At 59.7% G+C, this 25,399-nt stretch carries 28 protein-coding genes; 11 read left to right on the forward strand and 17 right to left on the reverse strand.

Annotated elements, in window-relative coordinates:
• Positions 1 to 23 precede the first annotated feature (23 nt).
• The 3 genes from dksA to BLO49_RS02895 all read right to left on the reverse strand — a co-directional run bounded on the left by dksA (position 24) and on the right by BLO49_RS02895 (position 1,660).
• Positions 24 to 443 (reverse strand): RNA polymerase-binding protein DksA, encoded by a 420-nt coding sequence (gene dksA, locus BLO49_RS02885; protein ID WP_090643939.1) that lies wholly within the window; start codon positions 441 to 443, stop codon positions 24 to 26.
• A gap of 199 nt (positions 444 to 642) precedes the next feature.
• Positions 643 to 1,224, reverse strand: coding sequence for a 5'-methylthioadenosine/S-adenosylhomocysteine nucleosidase family protein (locus BLO49_RS02890; protein WP_090643942.1), 582 nt, complete (start codon positions 1,222 to 1,224; stop codon positions 643 to 645).
• A 10-nt stretch (positions 1,225 to 1,234) separates the two neighbouring features.
• Positions 1,235 to 1,660 carry a flagellar assembly protein FliX gene (locus tag BLO49_RS02895; protein ID WP_090643944.1) on the reverse strand — a complete coding sequence of 142 codons (426 nt, stop codon included), beginning with the start codon at positions 1,658 to 1,660 and terminating at the stop codon, positions 1,235 to 1,237.
• Between the two features lie 341 nt (positions 1,661 to 2,001).
• On the opposite strand from BLO49_RS02895, the gene BLO49_RS02900 reads away from it, so the two are divergent.
• From BLO49_RS02900 to BLO49_RS02910, 3 genes are read left to right on the forward strand one after another with little or no spacing between them, the layout of a single operon-like run.
• The gene (locus tag BLO49_RS02900; RefSeq protein ID WP_415500092.1) at positions 2,002 to 3,063 is read left to right on the forward strand and encodes a flagellar basal body P-ring protein FlgI; all 1,062 of its coding nucleotides are present in this window, start codon (positions 2,002 to 2,004) and stop codon (positions 3,061 to 3,063) included.
• Positions 3,064 to 3,078: 15 nt separating this feature from the next.
• Positions 3,079 to 3,414, forward strand: coding sequence for a rod-binding protein (locus tag BLO49_RS02905; RefSeq protein WP_090643950.1), 336 nt, complete (start codon positions 3,079 to 3,081; stop codon positions 3,412 to 3,414).
• Complete coding sequence (locus tag BLO49_RS02910; RefSeq protein WP_090643952.1) at positions 3,414 to 3,854, forward strand: flagellar basal-body protein FlbY; 441 nt, start codon at positions 3,414 to 3,416, stop codon at positions 3,852 to 3,854. The genes BLO49_RS02905 and BLO49_RS02910 overlap by 1 nt, the downstream gene beginning before the upstream one ends.
• On the opposite strand, the gene BLO49_RS02915 is transcribed toward BLO49_RS02910, so the two are convergent.
• Positions 3,855 to 4,913 (reverse strand): hypothetical protein, encoded by a 1,059-nt coding sequence (locus BLO49_RS02915; protein ID WP_090643955.1) that lies wholly within the window; start codon positions 4,911 to 4,913, stop codon positions 3,855 to 3,857.
• A gap of 243 nt (positions 4,914 to 5,156) precedes the next feature.
• Here BLO49_RS02915 and uvrA point away from each other — a divergent pair, with 243 nt between their 5' ends.
• Complete coding sequence (gene uvrA / locus BLO49_RS02920) at positions 5,157 to 8,066, forward strand: excinuclease ABC subunit UvrA (RefSeq protein WP_090643958.1); 2,910 nt, start codon at positions 5,157 to 5,159, stop codon at positions 8,064 to 8,066.
• Between the two features lie 58 nt (positions 8,067 to 8,124).
• Positions 8,125 to 8,946, forward strand: a complete 822-nt coding sequence (locus BLO49_RS02925) for a carbonic anhydrase (protein ID WP_090643960.1) — start codon at positions 8,125 to 8,127, stop codon at positions 8,944 to 8,946.
• Here the strand turns inward: BLO49_RS02925 and BLO49_RS02930 are convergent.
• Entirely contained in the window at positions 8,943 to 9,860 is a 918-nt protein-coding gene (locus BLO49_RS02930) for a hypothetical protein (protein ID WP_090643963.1), read from the reverse strand. The two genes, BLO49_RS02925 and BLO49_RS02930, sit on opposite strands and share 4 nt — an antisense overlap.
• Positions 9,861 to 9,896: 36 nt before the next feature.
• On the reverse strand, positions 9,897 to 10,703 hold the full coding sequence (locus tag BLO49_RS02935) for a hypothetical protein (RefSeq protein ID WP_090643966.1): 807 nt from the start codon (positions 10,701 to 10,703) through the stop codon (positions 9,897 to 9,899).
• 129 nt (positions 10,704 to 10,832) lie between these two features.
• Here BLO49_RS02935 and trmFO point away from each other — a divergent pair, with 129 nt between their 5' ends.
• Positions 10,833 to 12,233: a methylenetetrahydrofolate--tRNA-(uracil(54)-C(5))-methyltransferase (FADH(2)-oxidizing) TrmFO gene (gene trmFO, locus BLO49_RS02940; protein ID WP_090643968.1), complete on the forward strand. Its 1,401-nt coding sequence runs from the start codon at positions 10,833 to 10,835 to the stop codon at positions 12,231 to 12,233.
• A 51-nt stretch (positions 12,234 to 12,284) separates the two neighbouring features.
• Positions 12,285 to 13,025, forward strand: coding sequence for a DUF1353 domain-containing protein (locus tag BLO49_RS02945; RefSeq protein WP_342670326.1), 741 nt, complete (start codon positions 12,285 to 12,287; stop codon positions 13,023 to 13,025).
• A gap of 85 nt (positions 13,026 to 13,110) precedes the next feature.
• Here the strand turns inward: BLO49_RS02945 and BLO49_RS02950 are convergent, their stop codons facing one another.
• The 6 genes from BLO49_RS02950 to BLO49_RS02970 form a co-directional block, all read right to left on the reverse strand.
• Positions 13,111 to 13,779 carry a squalene/phytoene synthase family protein gene (locus tag BLO49_RS02950; protein ID WP_090643971.1) on the reverse strand — a complete coding sequence of 223 codons (669 nt, stop codon included), beginning with the start codon at positions 13,777 to 13,779 and terminating at the stop codon, positions 13,111 to 13,113.
• A 4-nt stretch (positions 13,780 to 13,783) separates the two neighbouring features.
• Positions 13,784 to 14,425 carry a hypothetical protein gene (locus BLO49_RS02955; protein WP_090643973.1) on the reverse strand — a complete coding sequence of 214 codons (642 nt, stop codon included), beginning with the start codon at positions 14,423 to 14,425 and terminating at the stop codon, positions 13,784 to 13,786.
• A gap of 93 nt (positions 14,426 to 14,518) precedes the next feature.
• Positions 14,519 to 15,496 (reverse strand): protein translocase subunit SecF, encoded by a 978-nt coding sequence (gene secF / locus BLO49_RS18335; protein WP_170828178.1) that lies wholly within the window; start codon positions 15,494 to 15,496, stop codon positions 14,519 to 14,521.
• A 12-nt stretch (positions 15,497 to 15,508) separates the two neighbouring features.
• A complete protein-coding gene (secD, locus tag BLO49_RS18340) occupies positions 15,509 to 17,101 on the reverse strand; it encodes a protein translocase subunit SecD (RefSeq protein ID WP_170828179.1) in 1,593 nt (530 codons plus the stop codon).
• Between the two features lie 33 nt (positions 17,102 to 17,134).
• Positions 17,135 to 17,482, reverse strand: coding sequence for a preprotein translocase subunit YajC (yajC, locus tag BLO49_RS02965; protein ID WP_090643976.1), 348 nt, complete (start codon positions 17,480 to 17,482; stop codon positions 17,135 to 17,137).
• Positions 17,483 to 17,639: 157 nt separating this feature from the next.
• Positions 17,640 to 18,812 carry a peptidoglycan DD-metalloendopeptidase family protein gene (locus tag BLO49_RS02970; protein WP_090643979.1) on the reverse strand — a complete coding sequence of 391 codons (1,173 nt, stop codon included), beginning with the start codon at positions 18,810 to 18,812 and terminating at the stop codon, positions 17,640 to 17,642.
• A 371-nt stretch (positions 18,813 to 19,183) separates the two neighbouring features.
• Between BLO49_RS02970 and BLO49_RS02975 the strand changes: the two genes are divergently transcribed.
• The 4 genes from BLO49_RS02975 to BLO49_RS02990 are packed head-to-tail and all read left to right on the forward strand — an operon-like array spanning position 19,184 to position 20,612.
• The gene (locus tag BLO49_RS02975; protein WP_245678834.1) at positions 19,184 to 19,366 is read left to right on the forward strand and encodes a hypothetical protein; all 183 of its coding nucleotides are present in this window, start codon (positions 19,184 to 19,186) and stop codon (positions 19,364 to 19,366) included.
• Positions 19,367 to 19,385: 19 nt separating this feature from the next.
• Entirely contained in the window at positions 19,386 to 19,790 is a 405-nt protein-coding gene (locus BLO49_RS02980) for a hypothetical protein (RefSeq protein WP_090643984.1), read from the forward strand.
• 2 nt (positions 19,791 to 19,792) lie between these two features.
• A complete protein-coding gene (locus BLO49_RS02985) occupies positions 19,793 to 20,314 on the forward strand; it encodes an RNA polymerase sigma factor (RefSeq protein WP_090643986.1) in 522 nt (173 codons plus the stop codon).
• Positions 20,315 to 20,333: 19 nt separating this feature from the next.
• A complete protein-coding gene (locus BLO49_RS02990) occupies positions 20,334 to 20,612 on the forward strand; it encodes a hypothetical protein (protein WP_139159608.1) in 279 nt (92 codons plus the stop codon).
• Positions 20,613 to 20,808: 196 nt separating this feature from the next.
• On the opposite strand, the gene BLO49_RS02995 is transcribed toward BLO49_RS02990, so the two are convergent.
• The 5 genes from BLO49_RS02995 to tatB all read right to left on the reverse strand — a co-directional run bounded on the left by BLO49_RS02995 (position 20,809) and on the right by tatB (position 25,376).
• On the reverse strand, positions 20,809 to 21,450 hold the full coding sequence (locus tag BLO49_RS02995; RefSeq protein WP_090643992.1) for a protein-L-isoaspartate(D-aspartate) O-methyltransferase: 642 nt from the start codon (positions 21,448 to 21,450) through the stop codon (positions 20,809 to 20,811).
• A complete protein-coding gene (surE, locus tag BLO49_RS03000) occupies positions 21,447 to 22,250 on the reverse strand; it encodes a 5'/3'-nucleotidase SurE (RefSeq protein WP_090643994.1) in 804 nt (267 codons plus the stop codon). The genes BLO49_RS02995 and surE overlap by 4 nt, the downstream gene beginning before the upstream one ends.
• A 114-nt stretch (positions 22,251 to 22,364) precedes the next feature.
• Positions 22,365 to 23,762 (reverse strand): serine--tRNA ligase, encoded by a 1,398-nt coding sequence (gene serS, locus BLO49_RS03005; RefSeq protein ID WP_090643997.1) that lies wholly within the window; start codon positions 23,760 to 23,762, stop codon positions 22,365 to 22,367.
• A gap of 193 nt (positions 23,763 to 23,955) precedes the next feature.
• Positions 23,956 to 24,885 (reverse strand): twin-arginine translocase subunit TatC, encoded by a 930-nt coding sequence (tatC, locus tag BLO49_RS03010; RefSeq protein WP_090643999.1) that lies wholly within the window; start codon positions 24,883 to 24,885, stop codon positions 23,956 to 23,958.
• The gene (gene tatB, locus BLO49_RS03015) at positions 24,882 to 25,376 is read right to left on the reverse strand and encodes a Sec-independent protein translocase protein TatB (protein WP_090644002.1); all 495 of its coding nucleotides are present in this window, start codon (positions 25,374 to 25,376) and stop codon (positions 24,882 to 24,884) included. Before tatB ends, tatC begins: the two co-directional genes overlap by 4 nt.
• Between the last annotated feature and the right edge of the window lie 23 nt (positions 25,377 to 25,399).

Raw genomic sequence — 25,399 nt, forward strand, 5'->3', positions numbered from 1 at the left:
TGACTCCGGCGCTTTTCAAATTCTCAGTCGTCCCGATGGACACGCTCGGAACGCTCGTGGCGTTCCTGGGCTTCGATCGAAAGCGTCGCCGTCGGGCGGGCTTCGAGGCGGCCCAGGCCGATCGGCTCGCCGGTCTCTTCGCAAAATCCGTAGGAGCCGTCATCGATGCGCGACAGGGCTTCGTCAATCTTGCTGATCAGCTTGCGCTGGCGGTCACGGGTGCGCAGTTCCAGCGCGCGATCAGATTCCGAAGAGGCACGGTCCACCAGATCGGGGTGATTCTCCGTCTCTTTCTGCATGACATTGACGGTTTCCTTGGCGCCTTTCAGGATCTCGTCTTTCCAGTTCAGCAGTTTGGCCCGGAAATAGGCCAACTGGCGGGTATTCATATATTCTTCGTCTTCTGTCGGACGGTATTGTTCCGAAACTTGTACGGCAGACATGTTGCTTTGACACCCCTATTGATCGACGCCCAATTGACGACGCATGGTCCCGGTGTCTTAAGGCCGGACACCGCAAACCCTAAACAGCAAAAACGATACCAGTCGCAGCCACCTTACCCGCCGGTCACGGCAGCGCGATTTCGCGGCTTATAAAGGGGTATCATTAACCTGTGAAGCGATTTTACGCGGACCGGCCGATTTATACCGTGAAGCGGCTGTGAACAAATCCGGCGAAGGCCTCGGCGGCATGGCGCAGCCGTTCCGGCCAGTGTTCCGCAGCCTCCGCATCGGCGCCGTCGGTAATATATTTGACGGCGGCAAAAGGCACGGCTTCCAGATGGCAGACCTTGGCCAGGGCATAGGCTTCCATATCCAGAACCTGGCAATCCATGGCCAGGTCTCCGGTGACGAAACTGTCGCCGCTGCAGCAGATGCCGCTTTTCAAATCCGCAAACAGGACAGGCACATCAAGCATCGACGGAATGCTTTCGTATGGCGTTTCGCCGTGCGCAAATCCCAGCGGCGTCACATCCATGTCGCGCTGGATGAACTGATGACAGGCGATCAGGTCTCCTGTGCGGAAACAACGGCTGCCCGCCGTGCCGAGATTGACCACCCGCGCCGGCAGACGGCCTTCATATCGGCGTAGTGTCAGTTCGCGCGTCAAGGCATGGGCCGCGTTGACCTTGCCAATGCCAGTATAGAGCACATCGGCGCCTAGCGGCTCCAGCAATCCCATGGCCTCCTGTTTCAGGGCCATGACGAAAAGCGTGTCTTTCATACTTCGGGCATTACATCAGCCGGCGCTTGGCCAGTTCGACACAGGCGCGGGTCTCGATCTCATTGAGTACGCCCTGCAAACGGTCGTCCTCGATCTCTTCCTTCTGGAGCGCGATCATCGATTGCAGGCGGATCAGGGCCTCATCGTCGATATCGCCGGAAAGCACGCTGATCTTGAGATCATCCAGAGCGTCGAGAATATCACGGGAGCGCTTAATCTGGCGGCGGCGGCGGCCGGTCAGCACATCTTCCTCGCCCTGAAGCGCCATCAGGGCATCTATCCCCATCATGCCAAAGGCAGCCGAAGTCTGTGCCGTGGCCGCCGATTTTCCCGCGCCATCCTTGCCCGAGAGCGAAAATCCACTGCCCGTCTTTTTCACGCCGCTGGACGAGCCGCTGATCGGCGCGCCGGTAACCGAATTGATCCTGAATGTCATGATCTGACCTGTCTGCGAACCCACACACTATATATTAAGACGCCGTGTAGTTTCTTCTGTTTTGCCCGGATGACAAAGCATAGGGGCAAAAACCGGCTTTTGCCAGTGTACGACACGGTCATTATTGCCGGCTCAGGGTAAGCGAAGCCTTAACGCCCCGGCACAAATTTCCCGTTGACGCACACCTTCAAAAGTCGTCACGCCAAGCCATTGATTGTAATAACGAAAATTCCCATCGATTCGTGGCACGGATTTCGCAATCCGACTACTAATTATGGTTAACGGGTAAATTCATGCTGTCGAAACTGAAAATCGCCTTCTGCGCCACCGCTCTTGCCGGGATGATGCTCTACAGCCCCGCCATGGCCGGCTCACGCATCAAGGACATTGTCGATGTCGAAGGCGTGCGCACCAACCAGTTGATCGGCTACGGCATCGTCGTGGGCCTGAGCGGCACTGGCGATACGGTCCGTAACTCGCCCATGCTCAAGCAGAGCCTCGAATCGATGATGGAGCGCATGGGCGTCAATGTCCGTGACGCCAACCTGAACACCAAGAACGCCGCCGCCGTCATGGTCACCGGCGAACTGACGCCTTTCGGAGCTTCGGGCTCGCGCATCGATGTCACCGTCTCGGCCATGGGCGACGCCAAGAGCCTGCTCGGTGGCACCCTGCTGGTCACGCCCCTGCTCGGCGCCGATGGTGAAGCCTATGCGGTGGCGCAAGGCACGGTCCAGACCGGTTCGGTCTCAGCCGGCGGCGCCTCGGGTTCCTCGGTCACCAAGGGCGTGCCGACCGCCGGCCGCATCGCTTCCGGCGGCACGATCGAGCGCGAAACGGCGTTCAATTTCAATTCCATGCCCTTCCTGCGCCTGACCCTGCACAATCCGGATTTCGCCACCGCGCGACGCATTGCCGACGCCATCACCCGCCAGTATCCGGGCACTGCTATTGCCGAAAACCCCTCCATTGTCGCCATCAAGCCCCCCGCCGGCATGACCATGATGGATTTCATGACCCTGGTTGAGCCGATGAATGTCGATGTCGACACCCCAGCCAAGGTGGTGATCGATGAGGTCAATGGCGTCATCGTGATGGGTGAAAACGTCCGTATCTCGCGCGTCGCCATCGCCCAGGGCAATCTGACGATCCGCGTCGATGAACAGCCGGGCGTCAGCCAGCCCCTGCCCTTCTCGCAGGGCCAGACGACGGTTGTGCCCTCCAGCAATGTTTCGGTGGATGAAGAAAAAGGCAAACAACTGATCCAGTTGGGCGGCGGATCGTCACTTTCGGACCTGGTGGCCGGCCTCAATGCCCTGGGCGTAACGCCGCGCGACATGATCGCCATCCTGCAATCGATCAAGGCCGCCGGCGCGCTGCAAGCCGACATTGAAGTGATGTAATTGGGAGGTCATGTAATGGATAGCGCCGCCCTGCTCACCCTTCAATCCGCCCAGGCACAGGCCGCGACCGCCCAGCAGACTCAGGCGACGGCGGCCCTGACCGGCAAGACAGGCAAAAGTAACGCCAAGCTCGGCCTCGATTTCGAGACCATGTGCCTGACCAATCTGCTGTCGCCCATGTTTGAAGGATTATCCACCGATGGGCCTTTCGGTGGCGGTCACGCCGAAGAAACGATGCGCTCCTTCTATGTCGGCGCCATGGCGAAGGAAATGGCCCAGCGCGGCGGCATCGGCATTTCCGACATGATGCAAAGCCAGTTGCTCAAACTCCAGGAAAAGGGAGCCGCCTGATGGCCCTCGCCGCCGCCAACGCCACCGAACGCGCCCGGCAACTGATCGCCCTGACCACCCGTCTGGGCGAGCGTCTGGTCTCGGAAACCGCCAGCCTCCAGGCCCGCCGCCCGCAGGATATTCTGGAAGGTATTGAAGAAACGCGCAACCTGTCGAACCTGTATCGCCACGAATCCATGCGCATCAAGACCGATCCCAGCCTGCTGGAGGGGCTGAATCCGGCCGACAAAAAGGCCCTGCGCGAAGCCACGGAACTGTTCCAGGACCGTCTGCATCAGTACGAACTGGCGGTGAACGCGGCCAAGACCATCACCGAAGGCATCATCAGCGCGGTGGCCGATGATCTCAACAGCCGCCGCAAGCAGACCTCGCCCTATGGCGCCAGAGGCCGCACGATCGACACCGGCCCGCAATCGCTGAATTTCGGCAAGAAAGCCTGATTACTTTTTGGGGTCCGCCGTGCCGCCACCATTGCCCATATTGCGCTGATCCTTTGCGCTGGAATAGGCGCCCGGTTGCGGCGCCTGATCGCGCTGGTCGGCGGCCGTCGGCACATGGGTGACGCGGTTCCAGTAGGCGTCATTACCGGCTGAGGTCTTGTAACGCAGGGTCTGGTCCTTTTTCGCCACGGCCGCCTGCAAACCGGCATCGGGTTTAGGCCCGAGGTTCTTCTGGCTGGCCAGGTCGGTCATCTGGCAATCCGCCGGTAATGGCTTGCCCGCCTTTTGGGTCGAAACGCACCAGTCGTGATTTTGCAGGGCCTGCGTTACCTGTCCGCGCCCACCTTTCAACGCCCCTACGCCGCTCGGCAGTCCGGCGGGCGGCTGCATGGCGCCCAACCGGCCACCACTACTATCCGCCGGCGCCAGCCCCGAAGGCGCGACCTTCTGCAGGGCCGGAATATTGATATCCGGCGTCTCATGCAGGTTCAGGTCGCTGACCTGGCCCACCGTTTCCTGGGCCTTGGCATCCAGTTCTTCCTGCGCCTTCTTTTTGGCGCGGGCACTCATGGAGGGACTTGGCGGTGCATCGGCCACCGTGGCCGGCGCGGTGATATCCAGCGGCTTTTCCTTGGGTATAGTGACGGTAATCGGCTTGACCGGCTGCGGCTGGACCACAGGTTGCGGTACGACAGCCGGCGGCGCCTGCTCCATCTGGCGCGGCGCTTCATCGACCGGCTGGGGCGTATCGGGCCGCTGAACCTCGCGCGGCACGATGACCGGCACAGGCTCCGGCTTTACCTCCGGTTCTGGTTTCGGCGGCGGCACGTCCCAGATTTCGGCAGGCAGAAAGGGCTCTTCGACGAACTGGCTGTCGAGATTCCAGATTTCCGGATGGGTCGCCACCAGCATCCAGAACAGAAGGCCATGCAGGATAAGGGCCAAAACAATGGCTCCCGCCAGCCGCGAGCGGCGGCTGGTACGCGCCGTAACCCCCGCCAGCCACAGCTCCATGCTGTCACCGACGCGGTCCCTCATCCGTATGATGCCAGCCTGCATAGGGTTTGATCCTCTTCGTCCCAACCCTGACGATAGATTCAGGCCGTACTTTGTCCTGTTTGTAGTCAGGTGTCAAAAAGACCCTGCTGACAGATATCGTCAGCCTGATCCCATAGCGTCAAAATCCGATAGGTAATGCCACGCCGAAATATTAATGTTGCCAAATTGTTCCAGCAACCCTCTGGCAAATCGCGGCAAAGCCTCTATATACTCCCCTGTTCCATTTTTTGAGGATATGCGCGTATGGCCAAGCCTTCCGATCAGGATTTCATCAGGGTTCGCGGCGCCAGGGAGCATAATCTCAAGGGCGTGGATGTCGATATCCCACGCGGCGAACTGGTGGTTCTGACCGGCCTTTCAGGCTCGGGCAAATCGTCCCTGGCCTTCGACACCATCTATGCCGAAGGTCAGCGCCGTTACGTCGAATCGCTGTCGGCCTATGCTCGCCAGTTCCTGGAGTTGATGTCCAAGCCCGATGTCGACCTGATCGAGGGACTTTCCCCCGCTATTTCCATCGAACAGAAGACAACCTCGAAAAACCCGCGTTCGACCGTCGGCACCGTCACCGAAATCCACGACTATATGCGCCTGTTGTGGGCGCGCGTCGGCATTCCCTATTCACCCGCCACGGGCCTGCCGATCGAGAGCCAGACCATTTCACAGATGGTCGACAAGATCATGGCCCTGCCGGAAGGCACGCGCCTGCTGCTGCTGGCCCCCTTCGTGCGTGGCCGTAAAGGCGAGTATAAAAAGGAAATCGCCGATCTCCAGCGCCAGGGCTTCCAGAGGCTGAAGATTAACGGTGAGTACTATCCCATTGAAGAGGCACCGAAACTCGACAAGAAATTCAAGCATGACATCGACGTGGTGATCGACCGTGTGGTGGTCAAATCCGGCATCATGGCGCGCCTGGCCGATTCGCTGGAAACCGCGCTCAGGCTGGCCGATGGCCTGGCCATTGCCGAACATGCCGACATTGAAGACGGCGAGACCGAGCCGAAGCGCATCATCTTCTCTGAGAAGTTCGCCTGCCCGGTCTCCGGTTTTACGATTACCGAAATCGAACCGCGCCTGTTCTCGTTCAATAATCCCTACGGTGCCTGCCCGACCTGCGATGGCCTGGGCGTCAAGCTGGCCTTCGACAAGGAGATGATTGTCGCCGATCCGAAGCTGTCGCTGACTGGCGGCGCCATCGCGCCGTGGTCGAAAGGGCCCTCGCCGCTCTATGCCCAGACCCTCCAGGCCCTGAGTGTTCACTACGGCTTCAAGATGGATACGCCGTGGGAAAAGCTCGGCGATGACGTCCAGAATGTCATCCTGCATGGGTCCGGCGGCCAGAAGATCAAGTTTGTTTATGAGGATGGCAGCCGGCGCTATGATGTCACCAAGGTTTTCGAGGGCGTCATTCCCAATATGGATCGCCGGTGGCGCGAGACCGATTCCTCGTGGGTGCGCGAAGACCTGGCGCGCTATCAATCGGAAACGCCGTGCGAGGCCTGTGGCGGCAAACGCCTGAAGCCGGAAGCCCTGGCCGTCAAGATTGATGCCAAAGACATCGCCGAAATTTCCGGGCTGTCGATCAAGAACGCACACGCGTGGTTCAATGCCATAGAAGGCAAGCTGACCGAAAAGCAGATGGAAATCGCCCGGCGAATCCTCAAGGAAATCAAGGACCGACTGCGCTTTCTGAATGATGTGGGTCTGGATTATCTCAACCTGTCGCGCAATTCCGGCACCCTCTCCGGCGGGGAATCACAGCGCATCCGCCTGGCCTCGCAGATCGGTTCCGGCCTGACCGGCGTCCTCTACGTGCTCGACGAGCCTTCCATTGGCCTGCATCAGCGCGACAATGACCGACTGCTGGTCAGCCTGAAAGGGCTGCGCGATCTTGGCAATTCCGTGCTTGTGGTCGAGCACGATGAGGATGCCATCCTGCAGGCCGACTATGTCATCGACATGGGACCGGCCGCCGGCGTGCATGGCGGTGAGATCATTGCTCAAGGCAAACCGGCCGATATCAAGGCCAATCCAAAATCCCTAACCGGCCAGTACCTGACCGGCAAGAAAGAGATTCCGCTCTTCTACGGCGAAGGCCACAACGACCAGCGCCGGCCGGTCAACAAGAAGAAGATGCTGAAGGTGATCGGCGCCCGCGGTAACAACCTCAAGAACGTCACCGGCGAAATCCCGGTCGGCGTGATGACCTGCATCACCGGCGTGTCCGGTGGCGGCAAGTCGACCTTCACCCTGGAGACGTTGTACAAGGCCGCCGCCCGGCGCCTCAACAATGCTTCGGCCCATCCGGCGGCGCACGACAAGATCGAGGGGCTTGAGCATTTCGACAAGATCGTCGAGATCGACCAATCGCCGATCGGTCGCACACCGCGCTCCAATCCGGCCACCTATACCGGGGCGTTTGGCCCCATTCGTGACTGGTATGCCGGCCTGCCGGAATCGAAGGCGCGCGGCTATGGCCCCGGCCGTTTCTCATTCAACGTCAAGGGCGGTCGCTGCGAAGCCTGTCAGGGCGACGGCGTTATCAAGATCGAGATGCACTTCCTGCCGGATGTCTACGTCACCTGCGATGTCTGCAAGGGCAAGCGCTACAACCGCGAGACCCTGGATATCGTCTTCCGCGGCCATTCGATCGCCGATGTGCTCGACATGACCGTGGAGGAAGGCGCCGACCTGTTCAAGGCCGTGCCGTCGATCCGCGACAAGCTGAAAACCCTGGAACGGGTGGGCCTGGGCTATATCAAGATCGGCCAACAGGCTACTACCCTCTCCGGCGGCGAGGCGCAGCGCGTCAAGCTCAGCAAGGAACTGTCCAAGCGCGCCACCGGCAAGACGCTCTATATTCTTGATGAGCCGACCACCGGCCTGCACTTCGAGGATACGCGCAAGCTGCTGGAAGTGCTGCATGAACTGACCGACAACGGCAATACGGTCGTGGTCATCGAGCACAATCTCGATGTTATAAAGACGGCGGACTGGCTGCTCGATTTCGGTCCCGAAGGCGGCGATGGCGGCGGCGAAATCGTGGCCTTCGGCACCCCCGAACAGGTAGCGGCCAATGACAAGAGCTGGACCGGGAAGTACCTCAAGGACATGCTGGCCAGGCACCGGAAGCGTCACCTCGAACCGGCGGAATAGTTCGCCTGAAAAGTGAGACGCTTAATCTCCGTTAACCCTTTTTCGGCACAGTGCGGGCATGAAAAGTCCGAGTCGCGCCTCCGCCGTTTTTATGGTCAGCCTGCTGGCCCTGTCTTTGGTCGCCTGTTCCGGCAAGAAGGAAGCCCACGCACCGGAAGCTGAACACGCGACCGAAGGACATGTTGGCCCGCCGGTGTCCAAATGGACCTATGATGGCGACACCGGGCCGGAACACTGGGCCCAGCTTGGCGGCGCCTCGGCAATCTGCGGCGACGGCCAGCGCCAATCACCGGTTGACATCACTGGCCAGCCGAAGATGCAGTTTTCGCACATCGGCCTGAACTATAATTCGGTGAGTGCCACCATCCAGAATACCGGCAAGACAGTGCGCGTGGTGCCGGCCAATGGCGGCGATCTCGAAATCGACGGCGCCAAATACGCCCTGAAGTCGATCGAGTTCCACAGCCCCAGCGAGCACGCCATCAATGGCCACCACTCGACCCTGGAAAGCCAGTTCGTTCATGTCGATGACAAGGGGCACACGCTGATCGTGTCGGTGCTCTATGATATCGGCGTGGCCGATCCGATGCTGGGGTCGCTGTGGACCTACCTGCCCTCCGATCCGGGCCAGCCCGTGCCCCTCGCCGATTTGCTGATCAATGCCCAGGATCTGATGCCGGGCACCGAGGACTTCTATGTCTATTCCGGCTCCCTGACCACGCCGCCCTGCACGGAAGAAGTCACTTGGATGGTCTATACCATGCCGCTCACCATCAGCGCCGAGCAGGCCGATGCCTTCCAGCGTCTTATTGGCCCCAATGCCCGCCCTCTACAGGCGCGTCATGAGCGTGATTTCTTTCGCATGGCCGGAACGAATTAACCGGCAGCCTTTTCCTCGATTTCACGCGGCTTGATCTTGCCGCGCAGGGTGCGATAGGCTGCCGCCGGCGCCGCCAGTTCGATACTGATACCAAGCGGCATGACGAAGGCGAAGGTCAGGACCGTGGCAATCACCGAGGCCGGAGTCAGGAAACTGTCAACACTCGTCATATCCGGCATCCGGATTTCGCCGGTCACATTCAGGCCGAGCGTCAGCACCTGAATGGCTTCAATGATCTTATCACACAGGAAGGCCACCACCTGGGCCAGGGCAAAGGCCGTGGCATAGCCGGTGAAAAGCGACCAGAATCGATCCCGTGTCATGGCAAAACTACCAAATAAATCAAATCGTTTCAGGTCAAAACTCTGAACGCCGTTTAACGACAGTCGAATACCCAGCCACAGGGCAATACCGATGGCGGCGATAAGGCCCAGGGTTTGAATGCCCGCCGCCACCTGTGTATTTCCGCCGCTGATCAGCAGGCCCAACAGGCCCGTCAGCGCGGAAATACCTGCCAGAACACCGAACAGGATGATAAGCGACACCGCACGCACCGCCATGATGCGAATCTCCTGCCAGCCAAAGGCCAGAAAACCCAGGCGATCATCCGTTTCGCCAAACACGACCCGGCAGACGGCACAGACCAGCACCGACGACATCAGGATATAGACAGGCGCACACAAAAGGACCGCTGGCGCGATTTGCTGATTGAGCGAATTAAGCGTTGCGGGATCAAGCTTGCCGGACTGGAACATCGCAAACGCCTGCGCCACGGCCGGCCCCGCCATATGGACCATGATCAGGCTCATGACGCCATAACCGAACAGGGTAATCGCGCCCCAGAAGGCGATCAGCTTCGGCCGTTCGCGGATGATACGAAAGCCCTCGAAGGCAAAATCGAACGTCAGGTTCATGCACAGGTCTCAGCCGTCCGCACGTTTGCGAACAGCCTATTTAGACCTGATCGCCATGATCTGCCTATAGGCGGAGGCCAAAAATCCGACAATGAGCGGGAAAAGTCCGAAAATAGTCAAGACAAGCAAGGCACTATGCAGCCACATAAAAGCGTTGCCATGGCCAAACTGACGGACGGCCAGCCCGCAGACAAGGGCAAAAGGCAGGACGATCACCATCAATCCAATGAACAGCCGGCCGACATTGCCGCTGCTCAACCCCAGGGCATTGAGCGCCACCAGTTTGCGACCGCCGATATTGGCGGCGGGCATAAGGACGAATTTCAGCGCCACGAAAATCAGAAAGAGGATGGCCGCAAGGATATAGACAATGAACACATAGTCGACGCCTGAATGACGCCGCCAGATGGCGCAGACCGCCGCCAATGAACTTTCATAGCCCGAAGCCAGTCCCGACAGACTGAGTGAGATGGCGAATACCAGGAAAATCGCCCCGGCAATCAGCATCACAAAGGCGCCAGCGATCAGCGAAGCCAGCAGAAGACGCAGTTCCGGACGCGCGATCTGCAAACCGCCAAAGCCCAACCCCTCTGCCACGGCGTCCTTGCCGAACAACGCGATACGATAGAGCGCCCCGTGCGAAACAAGCTTCAGCAGCAATATGCAGAAAATCAGAAGGAGCGGCGCGAAATTCAGTGGCAATTGCTGTCCGACCAGAAGCCAGGGCCCGCCGGCCAGTGCCGCAAACATCAGGATCAGAACCAGCCACGCGCCCGCCCACGCCTGCGGCACGAACACCACAGCCGCCTTCAGGGCCTTCATCACTGAAAAATCCGCACGCATCTTACCCCCGCCATGGCCTTCCGCCTCATTTCAGGCCATTCGTGATTTAGAAACAAATCCATTCGCTTTAAAAGCTTATTTCGTTAATACCGTCGCATTTCCCGTTCGCCCTTGCTATAGCGCCACACCATGACAACTCTTCCCTCTCCTGTTCACGTTATCGGTGGCGGTCTCGCCGGTTCCGAAGCCTGCTGGCAACTCGTTTCTGCCGGTGTCCCGGTCATCCTGCATGAAATGCGCGGCGGTAAGCGCAACGGTGAGTCGATCACCACCAATGCCCACCAGACCGATGGCCTGGCCGAACTGGTCTGCTCCAACTCGTTTAGGTCTGACGACTGGCAGTTCAATGCCGTGGGCCTGCTGCACGAGGAAATGCGCCGCGCCGGTTCGCTGATTCTCGCCAGCGCCGATAAGCATCAGGTGCCGGCCGGCGGGGCGCTGGCCATGGACCGCGATAATTTCAGCGCGGCTGTCACCGAAGCGCTCAGCAATCACCCGCTGGTGACGATTGTGCGCGAGGAAGTCACCACGCTTGCCGATAAGGACTGGGAAAACATTGTGGTCGCCACCGGCCCCCTCACCTCAGAATCCCTGTCGCAATATGTGCTGGATGTTTCCGGCGAAGGGCAATTGAGCTTTTTCGACGCCATCGCGCCGATCATCCATTACGAGTCCATCGACATGTCGAAGGCGTGGAAGCAGTCACGCTACGACAAGGAAGGCCCCGGCGGCGACGCGGCGGCCTATATCAACTGCCCGATGGACAAGGATCAGTACGAAGCCTTTATCGATGCCCTTCTGGCAGGCCCGAAGGCCGAATTCAAAGACTGGGAGCATGTGCCCTATTTCGATGGGTGCCTGCCGATCGAGGTGATGGCGGAGCGTGGCCGCGAGACCCTGCGCTATGGCCCGATGAAGCCCGTGGGGCTTACCAATCCGCATAACCCGACCGTCAAGGCTCATGCAATTATTCAACTGAGGCAGGATAACGCCTTGGGAACATTGTACAATATGGTCGGCTTCCAGACCAAGCTGAAGCATGGCGCGCAAGCCGATGTCTTCCGTATGATCCCCGGCCTGGAAAATGCCCAGTTCGCGCGGCTGGGCGGTCTGCATCGCAATACCTTTATTCAGTCACCGAAGATTCTCGACCGCGAACTGCGCCTGAAGTCGCATCCGGCCGCCCGTTTTGCCGGCCAGATCACGGGCGTGGAAGGCTATGTAGAAAGCGCCGCCATCGGCTTGCTGGCCGGCCGTTTCGCCGCTGCGCAGGCTCTGGGCAAAACCTTGCCTGCACCGCCGGAGACGACGGCGCTAGGCGCCCTGCTCAACCATATCACTATCGGTCACCTCGAGGGCGGCTCTTTCCAGCCTATGAACATCAACTATGGCCTGCTGCCCCAACTGGAAGCGCCAAAGGTTGATGAGAATGGCCAAAAAATCCCCTTGAAGGAACGTGGCCGCGCCAAAAAACGCCTGATGTCCCTGCGCGCCTTGCAGGATTTGCAGGACTGGCTAAATATCGCCTGAATTTCCAGCTAATTGCCGGAAATCTTGGGGAAATCAATTCAGGTCATTATTGTGCGTTTGTTGAAGGTCTTGTCGAAGTTCGCGTGTGGCGCTGCCCTGCTGATCGCTGCCGGTTGCGCCACCGAAAAGACGACGGAAACCGTCTATGTGCCGGTCGTGGCGCCGGTCATGCCCAGTTCGCTGACGCCGCTGCCGATCATGCTGTTCAACCAGACCAAGCAGGGCCGCAAACTCTTCACGCTCAATGCCGAGTTCCCCTATTGCGACCCCGGCACCGGCATGGTGATCGTGGTGCCCAAATGGTATGTCACCGACTTCGCCTCCGTGCCGTGGTATGGCCAGAGCGTGATCGATCCGCAGGGGCCCACTGCCCGCGCCGCCATCATCCATGACTGGCTCTATACCATCGGTGAGCCCGGCAAGCGCGATGTCGCCGATGGCATCTTCTACCGCGCCATGATCAAGTACGGCGTGCCGGAATACCAGGCGCGCATAGCCTATAACGCCGTCCATATCGGCGGCCAGGCGGGCTACGGGCTGGCCGGGGACTGGCAGTTCACCGATCCGTCGCACCAGGATGTGAAACAGCTTCCGCCCTTCCCCAAGCCGCGCACCGGTGCCGTGCGGGTCATGCCGAAATGCCAGGGCTTCAACGAACTGATCCAGTCCGGTTGGCGCGCCTATCCGGAAAAGCCGGTCAGTATTGCCGTGCCGCCACCGGTGGTCGTGACCGAAAAGCCGCTGGATGATGTGCTGAAAAACCTGCCCTGGGGCAAGAAGAAGACAGATTAGCGTTTTTGTTTGGAAACCACGAATGAACACGAAACGAAGTTCGGCGAAGCCAATGCTCACGAATTATTCGTGTCTATTCGTGGTTTTAAATTGTTCCCGTGACATACGACCATAACAAGCGCACCCGTTTGGAAAGCGGCCCCGGCATTTGCCCATGCCAATAGCCGGTCGCCAGAGATGCCGGCAGAGCCAGAGGCATTAGCGCGGTTGGAAGACCTTTGGCGGCTTTGACCGCCTCTCGCTTCAGATGCGCCAGTTCCATATCGCCGGCATCGCTTAAGTCCCGCGTTGCCTTGATCTGCGCCAGGCCGTAGAGCCGCGCGATATCGGTGAGGTCGGCGGTTTCTCCCAGCACCTGCGCGGACAGGCGCAGAAGGTTACCCTCGCCGCGATCGACCACACCCAGCGCCTCCTTGATGGTCAGCGGTCCTTTGTCGAGAAGAGGCATCTGGCCTTCGATCAGGTCGTGAAAGGTTTCGGTCGGCAGGCCGTAATGCTCAACCATGGTCTTGAGGGCTTCGGTCAGTGGGTGATAGCGGACCGGCCGGCCCTCGGCGATTTCATCGATCGCCTCATACCACCAGCGCAGACGGATTTCGCCCATTAACGGGTCAGTCGTTCGCTCCGGGATGTCGCGCAGGGTTTCGAGAAAGGCGAACAGACTCAAAACCTCAACGCGCTTTTCAGCATCCGGGATAAAGGCACAGGCGAGACGAACGTCCTCGGATTTCGGCAGCAATTCAGAGGACGTCATTTACTCAGCCGAAAATGGTCTGGTACATGGCCATGCTCGCCAGCATGGGCAGGGACAGCAGCGTATTGATGCGGCTGAAGATCATGGCCTTTTTCGCAGCAGCAGCCTTCTGCTCCGGCGTAAAGCCTTCGCGGATGCCCAGCGCGATCTTCTGCGCGGGCCAGATCATATGCCAGACATTGAAGAACATGATCAGGCCCAGCCACATGCCGACACCGATGAAAATGAATTGCGCATTTGCCTTGTCGAAACCTAACGCATAACCCGCCGGCCCCAGGCTAGCGAAACCAAAGCTCATGGCCTGAACGATATAGCCGCGCAGCCAGGCGAGCGCCAGGCCGAACACCACGGTGAACAGGGCGGCATAACGGAACCAGAACAGGGCTTCCGGCGCGATATACTTGCTCACAGCCGGTTTCAGGTCAGCCGGTATATCCGGCATGACGCGGATCTGCACAAAGTTGAAATAGTAAAGCAGGCCGATCCACAAGACGCCGCTCAGCACATGCGCCCAGCGCAAGCTTGCCGTCAGGAAAATCACATCGAACCCGCCCGGCGAATGAATGCCGAAGCCGACCATGACCACAATGGCCAACAACAGGCTGACGATCATTACATTGCGAAGATTACTTAAGAAACCAGCCATGACGCGCCCCTGCTCATGAGTGAATGGATTCGCAGCATAGGCGAACTTGGCTCGTAAAGCAAAACGGCCTCCGATCCGGAGGCCGTCAGCCGTTTAAGGCATTTGCCGTGGTGGCTTTTTGCCGTCCTTAAAGCCGCCAAGATCGACGACTTCCGCGTCCGGATCATTGCGGTTCACGCCCCAGATCAGGATGATCGGCAGGGCGACATAGATCGATGAATAGGTGCCGATCAGGATGCCGAAGACCATGGCGAAAACCAGCGGGAACAGGGCCGGACCGCCGAGGAACAACATACCAGCCAGGGCAAGCACGGCGGTAGAGCCAGTGATGATGGTCCGTGACAGACGCTCGTTTTCAGAGAGGTTGATAATATCGGCCAGCGGGGTCTTTTTGAACTTGCGCAGGTTTTCACGCAGCCGGTCGAAGGTAATGACCTTTTCGTTCATCGAATAGCCGATGACAGTCAGCAGAGCCGCGATCGAAGTCATGGTGAATTCGATTTGCAGAAAGGCCATCATACCGACCGTCAGGGCCACGTCGTGCAGCACGGCGATGACAGCGCCAGAACCGAATTGCAGGCCGGAAGGGAAGCGGATCCAGATATAGACCAGCATCAGCAGGAGGGCGGCACCCAGGGCCAGGAAGCCGGAACGCAGCAGTTCGGACGACACCTTGGGGCCGACCACTTCGGTGCGCTTGAAGGTGATACCCGGCACGGCGGCGGCGAGCTTGGATTTCACCGCCTCGACGCCGTCATTATTCTGCTGCTGCTCGCTCAGCTTGAACTTGATGATGACGTCACGGGGGCTGCCGAACGCCTGGACGGAGGCATCTTCCGCGCCGAAAGTGGTCATGCGCGCCCGCAGGTCGCCCAGATTGGCGGCGGCCGGCGTCTCGACTTCCAGCACGTTGCCGCCGGCGAAATCAGTGCCGAGGTTAAGCCCCTGGGTGAACAGGACGACGACCGTCGCAATGATGGCGAGACCGGAGATGATGGCGGCGACCGGCGCATACTTCGTGAAGCGGAAGTGGAACTCGGTCGGCAGGTTTTTGATAAGTGGCCAATGCATGACGCGGATACCTTAAATCGGGAGCTTTTTCGGCTTGGTGGCGCGATACCACCAGCCGAGCAGGACCTGGCTGACCAGGATGGCCGAGAAGACGGAGGTGAAGACACCGATCATCAGCGTCCAGGCGAAGCCACGCACCGGACCGGCGCCGAAGACGAACATGATCAGGGCCGAGATCAGCGAGGTGATGTTGGCGTCGAGGATCGACACCAGGGCGCGCGAGAAGCCAACATCGAGCGCGGCGATCGGCTTGTGGCCGCTGCGCTCTTCGTCACGGATGCGCTCATAGATCAGCACGTTGGCGTCAACCGCCACCGCGAGCGATAGGATCAGGCCGGCGACGCCTGGCAGGGTCAGGGTAGCCTGGAAGACCGTCATCGAGGCGATGATCAGCACCAGATTGACCAGCAGGGCGGCGATGGAGACGCCACCGAAGACGAAACCATAGGCCAGGAACATGAAGACGACGATGGTAATGAAGGCGATGATGGTCGAGACCATGCCGGCATGAACGGCATCCGCGCCCAGTTCGGCGCCGACGGTGCGCTGGCTCTCGAAGTTCAGCTTGGCCGGCAGGGCGCCGCTTTTGAGGATATTGACGATTTCCGAGGCTTCCTCATGGCTGAAACCACCGGTAATCTGGCCGGTGCCGCCTGTGATGGCGCCCTGGATAGTCGGTGCGGAAACGATATGGCCGTCGAGAATGATGGCGAAACGCTTGCCGATATTGCGTGAGGTGGCGTCGCCAAAAGCCTTGGCACCCTCGCCATTGAAGGCGAAATCGATGGCCGGGCGCTGATACTGATCAACGCCAACATTGGCGCGCGTCAGGCTGCCGCCGGTAACCAGAATAGCCTTGCGCACGACAAGCGGACGACCGGTCTGGTCCTCAGGCAGGGCCTCAGACCCCGGCGGGATACGGCCGGCGGCCAGGTCGGCCGGGCTTACGGTTTCATCAACCATCTGGAAGGTCAGCTTGGCGGTGCGTCCGATAACGCGCTTCAACTGCTCAGGATCGCTTTCGCCCGGCGCTTCGATGACGATACGGTTGATGCCCTGGCGGCTGATCGAAGGTTCCTTGGTGCCGAGGCTGTCGATCCGCTTGCGGATGACTTCGATAGAGGTTTCCACCGCGCCGGCCGAGGTCGAGCGAATGCCTTCCTGGGTCAGGGTCAGGGCAATGGTCTGGTCATTGCCGCGCTGGACATTGATATCCTTGACGGAGGCGTTGTTCGGCAGCGGTGTGGCCAGGCGAATGAGGGTCGAATAGGCGTCATTCAGCGCCGCCGGATCGGTGATGCGGACGCTGACCGTCGTGCCCGAGGCCACCAGGTTCGTAAAGGCGATCGACTTTTCATTCAGGCGCGCCCTCACCTCTTCGGTGACGCTGCTGATCTTGGTCTTCACCAGATCGTCCGTATCGACTTCCATCAGCAGGTAGGAGCCGCCCTGCAGATCGAGCCCCAGATTAAGGATCTGGGTCGGCATGAAGCCCTTCACCTGATCCCGCACACTGGCCGGGAGAAAATTGGGCAAGGAAAACAGAATGCCCAGAAGGGTGGCGGCTATTACCAGCCCTACCTTCCAGCGTGATAGATTGATCATGATCGGGATGCTCGGTCTTTAAACTGTAACGGCTTAGTTCTTGGCGTCGTTGGCGGGGGCCGGTTCGCCCTTGACGCGGACCTCAGTGATCATCGCCTTGACCACGCGCACATTCACGCCGGTGGCGATTTCAACCATGACCTCGGCATCCTCAATGCGCGTCACCTTGCCGATCATGCCGGAAGACATGACGACCGTGTCATTGCGCTTCAGGGCGGCAAGCATGGCCTTGTGCTTCTTGGCCTGCTGGCTTTGCGGGCGGATCATGAAGAAGTACATCGCTCCGAAGAGGATGAGCATCATCGGCAGCATGGTGATCAGGTCACCGCCAGGGGTGGCGGCGGCGCCGGCAGCCTGGGCAAAGGCGGGTGTTGCGAACACGAACGTCTCCTAATATTGATTTTTTACACGCGCGCTACAAGCGGGGCAAAAATGGGTTCGCCATACATAGGCACAACCCGAAAAAGGTCAATGACATATTTGCCACGACGCCTCTGAGTGCGGAAAAGCTTTGAAACTCTGCCTTTGGAAGCGGCGCTTACGGCAATACCAGCGCCGGGTCGATCGGACGGGCGATATCGGTCGAAGGCGTATAGCGGATTTCGAAGTGCAGTTGCGGCTTGTCGATGGTGCCGGTCTGGCCGACCGTGCCAATCACCTGCCCCTTGCTGACCCGTTCGTTATTCTTCACCTTCATGGTCTGGAGGTGGGAATAGCCGGTGTACCAGCCATTATCGTGCTTGATATAGATGGTGTTGCCCAGTTCCTTGACCTGGTCGCCTTCATAGACCACCACGCCATCCGCCGCCGCCTTCACTTCGGTGCCTGAACTGGCGCCGATATTGATGCCGTCATTGCGGATATTCGGCGCCAGTTGACCGAAGGGCACCAGCACATGGCCCTTCACTGGCCAGATAAACTTGCCCTTGCCCATCTGGGCAATCTGCGCATTGGCCGGGAACCCGGCGACCGGCGGCACCGGTTTGGCCACCACGGGTTTGGTGGCCGCCATGGTCGGGGCCGCCACAGTGGGCTTGGTCACGACCGTTGTCGTGGTCGTGGTAGTCGTCGTTTTGGCGGGTTCTGAAACCACGGGTTTCGCCGGCGGCGGTGTCGTCACGACCGGCTTGGCCGGCGCAGCCGCCGCCAGAACGGTCTTGACCTTGGTTATGGTCGGGCCATTGGCATGGTCTTCCACGCCCTTATCGACTGCGGAGGCCGGCAACAGGATTTTCTGACCGACGCGCAGGGCGGAATCGACCGTCAGGCCGTTCAGCGCATACAGGCTCTTTATCGGCACGGCGAAACGGCGCGAAATGCCGAACAGGGTGTCCTTCGGCTGCATCACATAGATATAGGCGGCGCCCGAAGGCTGGCTTGCCGCCACGGTGGCGGGCGTCGCCGGCTTGGTCATTTCCACAGGCGGTGGGGGCGGCGGTGGCGGAGGCGGTGTCAGAGGCGCCAGTTCGCTCGCCTGCACGCTGCCGGAGGGTGACGGCGTTGTCACAGCTGGTGGCGTTTCTTCCACCGGCGCCGTCGGGATCGTCGCGGTCGGCTCGGCCGGCCGGTCCTGCATATAGATCGGATATTTCGGCTGCGGCATCCCGGCGCTCGTACACCCCTGCAAGACCAGGCCAGCCAGAACGACCAGGGACAGGCTGACCACTGCGCGGCGCAGACGCCCTTCTGAATTCAGGTTTTTCAGGATCATGACGGGCTCCAGGGTCGACGAAGAAATAGATTTTGGCCAAACCTACTCTATGCAAACTTATGGCTAACGATTGGTTAACCCATTTTTGAAAAATCCCTTAACAAATCAATGTGAATGGCCTGCCGTACAACTTGGTTAAATTGCCCCGGTAGGGTGTATCGCTTTGCAATTCAAAGCCGCCGCGTTTAACCTCGATCCTGGCCTGTTGGCGGAGAGTTTACGCCACGGATTGCAACTCCGTGCAGCCCCGTTCAATTCGGGGACAGGCCTCCACTCCCCTTCTTTTTCAAAAATATTTTCCGCGCCCGCATCCAGTCGGGCCTGTGGCGGACATCAAGTCTCAGATGACGTTCCTATCGGGAGGCACAAAGATGTTCGTAACCCTTTTCAATCACTACTGGTGGCTGCTGTTTCCGCTGTCCTTCGCCATATTCAGCGTGATGCGCGCGGTCCTGAGAGACGATGAAAGCCGCCGTATCCTGTCGCTGATCCGCAGCTATACCGATCAGGGCAAGGAACCACCCGCCGAACTGCTGGCGCTGCTGAAGCGCTGATTACAAGGGAAACGAACCCATGACCGCAACAGACCTTTTCAACAGCTACTGGTGGCTGATCTTTCCGCTTTTCGGCATGGGCATGGGCCTTGTCGCCATGCTGGGCCATTTCCGTCATCGCAGCGAAACCCTCAAGCTCATCAAGACCTACGCCGACCAGGGCAAGGAACCACCGGCCGCCCTGCTGGAAGCCCTGCGCTCCGATGAGGACCGCGTCTATAACTGCCGCGGCCGCCGCCGCAGCCACTGGACACAGATCGCGGTTTTCGGCTCGCTGGCCGTCGCCTTCGGATATTTCGGCTATTATGGCGAAGGCGGGTCGGTCTTCATTGCTTTGGCGCTTGGTTTCGGCATGGGTTCCGCCATCCTGCTGCTCATCTCCATTATACGGGCGCTCACCGGCTCATCCCTGCCGAAAGAATAAGTATGGAAGACCCGCTGATCCGGCGGGCCAGGGAAGGCTCAAGCGATGCCTTCTCACGGCTGGTGGCAGACCATCAACAGGCGGTGCGCGCCTTCGTGCGTCGCCTGTGCGCCCAACCGGACGACGCCGACGATCTGGCGCAGGAAGCCTTTGTTACCGCCTGGGCCATCCTGCATAAACTGCGCGATGATGTGTCCTTCCGCACCTTTGTCTGCGGTATTGCCTATCGCAAGGCGCTGAATGATCGTCGACGTCTCAACCGCTCCGGCGCCCGCGATACCGAGTGGTTCGGCCTGCAGGAGCAGTCGCGCCCGTCAACCATTGATGCCAAGCTGAGCGTGCAGGCGGCGCTGGCCAGCCTGCCGCTCGACCAGCGCGCCGCCATATCGCTCTGCGTTGCCGCCGATTACAGCCATGCCGAGGCTGCCGAGATTTTGGGGCTTCCGCTCGGCACGATTAAGTCGCATATTCTCAAGGGAAGGGCCAAACTCAATGCCCTTCTGGGTGTACCGGATGACAAATGATCCTTTAAAAGCAATGTTGATGGCTGACGAAGCACCCGCCCCGCCGGCGCGCGATCTCAGCTTTGTCATCGCCGTCATGAAGCGCGTCGAACAGCGCCGCCTCTACCGCAACCTGGCCTGGCTGGTGCTCGGCACGGCCGCCATCACCGCGCTCCTGTTCCTGATCATGCCGTACCTGACGCCGGCCCTCACAGCCGTCAGCCAATCCATCTGGCCGCTCATCATTATTACGACGGTCGCCGGCTTTTCGCTGGTCGGTTTTGAATCCACGCGCCGGGCCTTGGGCCTGCGCTTCTAGAGCCTGATGACGTAAGATTGAATCCTTTTCTCTCTTAATCCTCCCCTCTTGGAGGGGAGGTGGCGAGCAAGCGCAGCCATCAGGCGAAGCGCGTCGAGGCGGAGGGGTAAAATCACGAACCCCAATGCCTATTATTGCCCGCCCACCGCTACGCGGTCCCCCCTCCCCATGAATGGGGAGGGCGAAAGGCAAAGCGCTAGCTTTCTCTGGCCACGCCGGCGATCAGCGGTACAAAGCGCACCTCACCGAGATCCTCGGTCTCGTAGCCATCCACCGTCTTGGTGTAGCGCAGCAGGCGTTGGGTCGAGCCCCGCCCCTGCGGCCCAACCATAATGCCCTTCGGCTTCAGTTGCGACAGCAGCAGGGTCGGTTCTTCCGGCAGGGCGGCGGTGACGAGGATACGGTCGAACGGCGCCTGTTCCGGCCAGCCTTCCCAGCCGTCGCCGAAACGATAGATGATATTTTCCAGCATCAGGCGCTTGTGACGGATTTCCGCCTCGACCATCAGGGAGCGATAGCGTTCGATGGTATAGACGTAGCGTGCCAGGCGGCTGAGCACGGCGGTCTGGTAACCGCTGCCGGTGCCGATTTCGAGCACGCGATGGCGCCCCTCAATCTTCAGCGCCTGGGTCATCAGGGCCACGATATAGGGCTGGGAAATCGTCTGTCCACAGTTGATCGGAATGGCGCTGTCTTCCCACGAGCGATCGAGGAACAGTTCCGGCACGAACAGGTCGCGCGGCGTATATTCCATGGCGTGCAGGACTTTTTTATCCGTAATGCCCTGATCCTTCAGGGTATTGAGCAGGCGCTCCAGGCGGGTGGGTTCCTCGCTCATTGTGCGCTCCCCATTATTGGCTCCACCTTTTTAGGCGCCACGCCGCCGAGCGTCTTTTTCAGGCGGTGCAGGGTCTCGTTGTGCGTCAGGTCAAGATGCAGGGGCGTGACCGAAATGCGCTTTTCGGCGATGGCCTTGAGATCGGTGCCGTCAATCAATGATTGCTCGTAATTATGAAAATCGATCCAGTAATAGTCCCGACCACGCGGATCGGTGCGGCGGACGGCGTGCATCTCATGGAGGTTACGGATGCCCTGGCGGGTGACCTCGACGCCGGTGACATCATCCGCGGCGCAATCCGGGAAGTTGATGTTCATGATGACATCGGCCGGCCAGCCCTGCCCGATCAGGTTACTGACCACTGGCGCGCCATAGACTTGCGCCGCCTGCCACTGGGCTTCGATATCGAGGTCGAAATCGAGGCACTGGGACAAAGCGATCGAGGGAATGCCGAGCGACATGCCCTGCAAGGCCCCAGCAACCGTGCCGGAAAGGGTGACGTCCTGCGCCAGATTGAAGCCGCGATTGACGCCGGAAAGCACCAGATCAGGGGGAGAGTCCATCAGGTCGCTGACGGCGATCTGCACGCAATCGGTCGGCGTGCCGCCGGCGGCGAAGCGGCGCTCGCCCAGGCGACGAACCCGCACCGGATCGTGCAGGGAAACGCCCCTGCCCTTGCCGGACTGCTCCAGCACCGGCGCGCACACCCAGACATCATCGCTGAGCGCCGAGGCGATATCGTAAAGCACCTTCAGCCCGAAGGCATCGATACCATCATCATTGGTGAGCAGGATACGCATGGGGCGTTTGTACGGCGATTTCAGAGGCCGGGGCAAGCGGTACGACGGCTTTTTTTGAAGGGTTTTGCCCCCTCCGTCGCGGACTACGCCGCGACGGAGGGGGCTTCTGCCTATCTACCCGATATGCGTCAAGCCGCCCATATAGGGCTGGAGGACAGCCGGAATGGCGATGCGGCCGCCCTCGTCCTGATAGTTTTCCATGATAGCCACCAAGGTGCGGCCGACCGCCAGACCAGAGCCATTCAGCGTATGGACAAAGCGCGTGCCCTTTTCGCCGGCCTTGCGGGTGCGGGCATCCATACGGCGCGCCTGGAAATCCCCGCAGTTCGAACAGGAGGAGATTTCGCGGTAGGTGTTCTGCGACGGCAGCCACACTTCGAGGTCATAGGTCTTCTTCGCGCCAAAGCCCATATCACCGGTGCAGAGCAGCATGGTGCGGAACGACAAATCGAGCATTTTCAGGATGGTTTCGGCGCAGTTGGTCATGCGCTCGTGTTCGGCGGCGGATTGCTCCGGCGTGGTGATCGAGACCAACTCGACCTTCTGGAACTGGTGCTGGCGGATCATGCCCTTGGTGTCGCGGCCCGCCGAACCGGCCTCGGCGCGGAAGCAGTTGGTCAGGGCGGTCAGGCGCAGCGGCAATTCTTCCTCAGCGGTGATGACTTCACGGACGAGGTTGGTCAGGGTGACTTCAGCGGTCGGGATGAGGTAATAATCTTTCTTCGGCTTTGGCATGGCCGCAATAATTGCCTCGACGAACTCTTCAGAGGATTTAAAATCCCCGTAAGCCGAAAAGCCTTCCATGCCATAGTCGTTTGAAGCCGTTCCAAACAAATCTTCTTCAAATTTCGGTAATTGTCCCGTGCCAAACAAGGCATGTTCGCGCACCAGAACCGGCGGATTCACTTCGGTATAACCGTGCTCAGTCGTTTGAACATCGAGCATAAACTGGCCGATGGCGCGCTCCAGACGCGCCAGTTGCCCCTTTAGGACGACAAAGCGCGAACCGGACATCTTTGCCGCCGCTTCAAAGTCCATAAGTGGGCCAGTTGGCCCTTTCAGGGCTTCACCGAGATCGGCGTGATCCTTGGCCGGGAAGCTCAGGATATTCGGCGCACCAACCTTGCGCACCTCAACATTGCCATGTTCGTCAGCGCCTTCCGGCACATCCTCGAACGGGATATTTGGTAGCGATGCCAGCAGGTTGCGCAGTTCCTCACCCTTGAGGCGTTCGGTTTCCTGCGTCGTCTCGATGTTGGTCTTCAGTTCGGCCACCTCGGCCATCAGGGCTTGTGCCTTTGCCTCATCCTTATGGGCCTTGGCCATGCCGATCTGCTTTGAAGCCTCATTGCGGCGGCTTTGGGCGGCCTGGAAAGCGGTCTGGGCGGCGCGCAAGTCGGCATCCAGCGCCAGCAGCTTTTCGACGACTTCTGATGGCTTATCATAGTTACGCTTCGACCACCCATCAACAAAGCTCTGAGGATTTTCGCGGATCGCCTTGATATCGTGCATGTTATGAGCCTTGGCTGAGCATAAGTGAACGCCCCCTCCGTCAGCGACACCGGCCCTTCGGGCCTCGCGCTGACACCTCCCCCGCTTCGCCAAGAGGCTCGCAAGGGAGGAGAAGTGAGCATGTGTGTCTATACAATGGTTTGTGCCTCAGGCAAGCCCAGAGACGCTGCCTCGCACTCTGCCGAGTTGCGGGTCAAGGGGCATTATGCCCCTTGCCTTTTCTTAACTCGATGACCTTCACGCACAGGATCGAGATTTCGTAGAGCAGCACGATCGGGATGGCCAGCATACATTGGGAGATCGGATCGGGCGGGGTCACCACCGCGGCAACCACCACAATGGCCAGGATGGCATAGCGGCGCAAGCTTCCCAGCATTTTAGAGGTCACCAGCCCGGTCAGGCCCAGCAGGGTCAGCACCACCGGCAACTGGAAACAGAGACCGAAGGCGATCATCAGGGTTTCGATCAGTTGCAGATATTCCGAGACCTTCGGCATGAACTGAACGACCACGCCGCCGGCGCCGGTAACCTGCTGGTTCAGCGAGAACCACAGCACCATCGGCAGCATGAGGAAATAGACCATGGCCATGCCGAGGATGAACAGCACGGGCGCAGCCACCAGGAACGGCAGGAAGGCCATGCGTTCGCGGCGATAAAGGCCGGGCGCGACGAAGCGATAGACCTGAAATGCCAGGACCGGAAAGCTGACAATGACGCCGCCAAACATGGCCAGGCGCAGATTGGTGAAGAAGACCTCCATCGGCGCCGTGGCGATCAGCGGGATTTCCTTGACATTGCCGATGGCTTTCAGGCCCAGAAGCACGGAAATCAGGTCAAACGGCCCACCGTGACCATGCAGCTTCTGTTCTTCATAGAGCGCCGAGGCGACGGCCAGCGGATGGGTCAGCAGAGACAGGATGGTGTTGTGGAAGGCATAGCAGGCAATCACGCAGACCAGAAACGCCACGACCATGATGATGATGCGCTGGCGCAGTTCGATCAGGTGATCCATCAGCGGCGCGCGCGACGCCTCGATATCCAGTTCGTCCTGGTCGGCGGTAATGATATTGCGCTTGGATTTGTCTTCCACCTCAGCCGGCAGGTTTATATTTTCACTGCTCATACGGCGCTCTTCTTCGTGCGGGTGCGCTTGACGGGCGTGACGGTGGGTTCGGGCTCCGCAGCGGCTTTGGGCTTGCGGACACGCTTGGGCTTGGCTGGCGTTTCCGGCTTTTCCGCGGGCGGCAATCCGTCTAGTTGCGGATTCACCGGCTCAACCGCCGCCTCCGGCGCATGGCTGGCGGGCTTATATTCCGGCGTCGGCGCCGTCAGGCTGGAACTGATGTCGCTTTCGAGCGCCTTCATCTGGTGGCCGACATCCTCAAGCCCCAGCTTGCCCGCTCTGAGCGCATCGACCTCCTTGCGCAGGTCGTCAAGTTCGCTTTGACGCGCCATGTCCTCGAATGAGGTACGGAACTCATCCGCCATCCGCCGCATCTTGCCGACAAAACGGCCAAGCTGGCGCAGCAGTTTCGGCAGGTCTTTCGGACCGACGACAACCAGCGCCACGACAGCAATAAGAATGAGCTCACCGCCCCCGATACCGGGCACCATGTGAAAGACTTTCTGTTAGGATT

The sequence above is a fragment of the Asticcacaulis taihuensis genome, assembly GCF_900100255.1.
In the GTDB taxonomy this organism is placed as follows: Bacteria; Pseudomonadota; Alphaproteobacteria; order Caulobacterales; family Caulobacteraceae; genus Asticcacaulis; species Asticcacaulis taihuensis.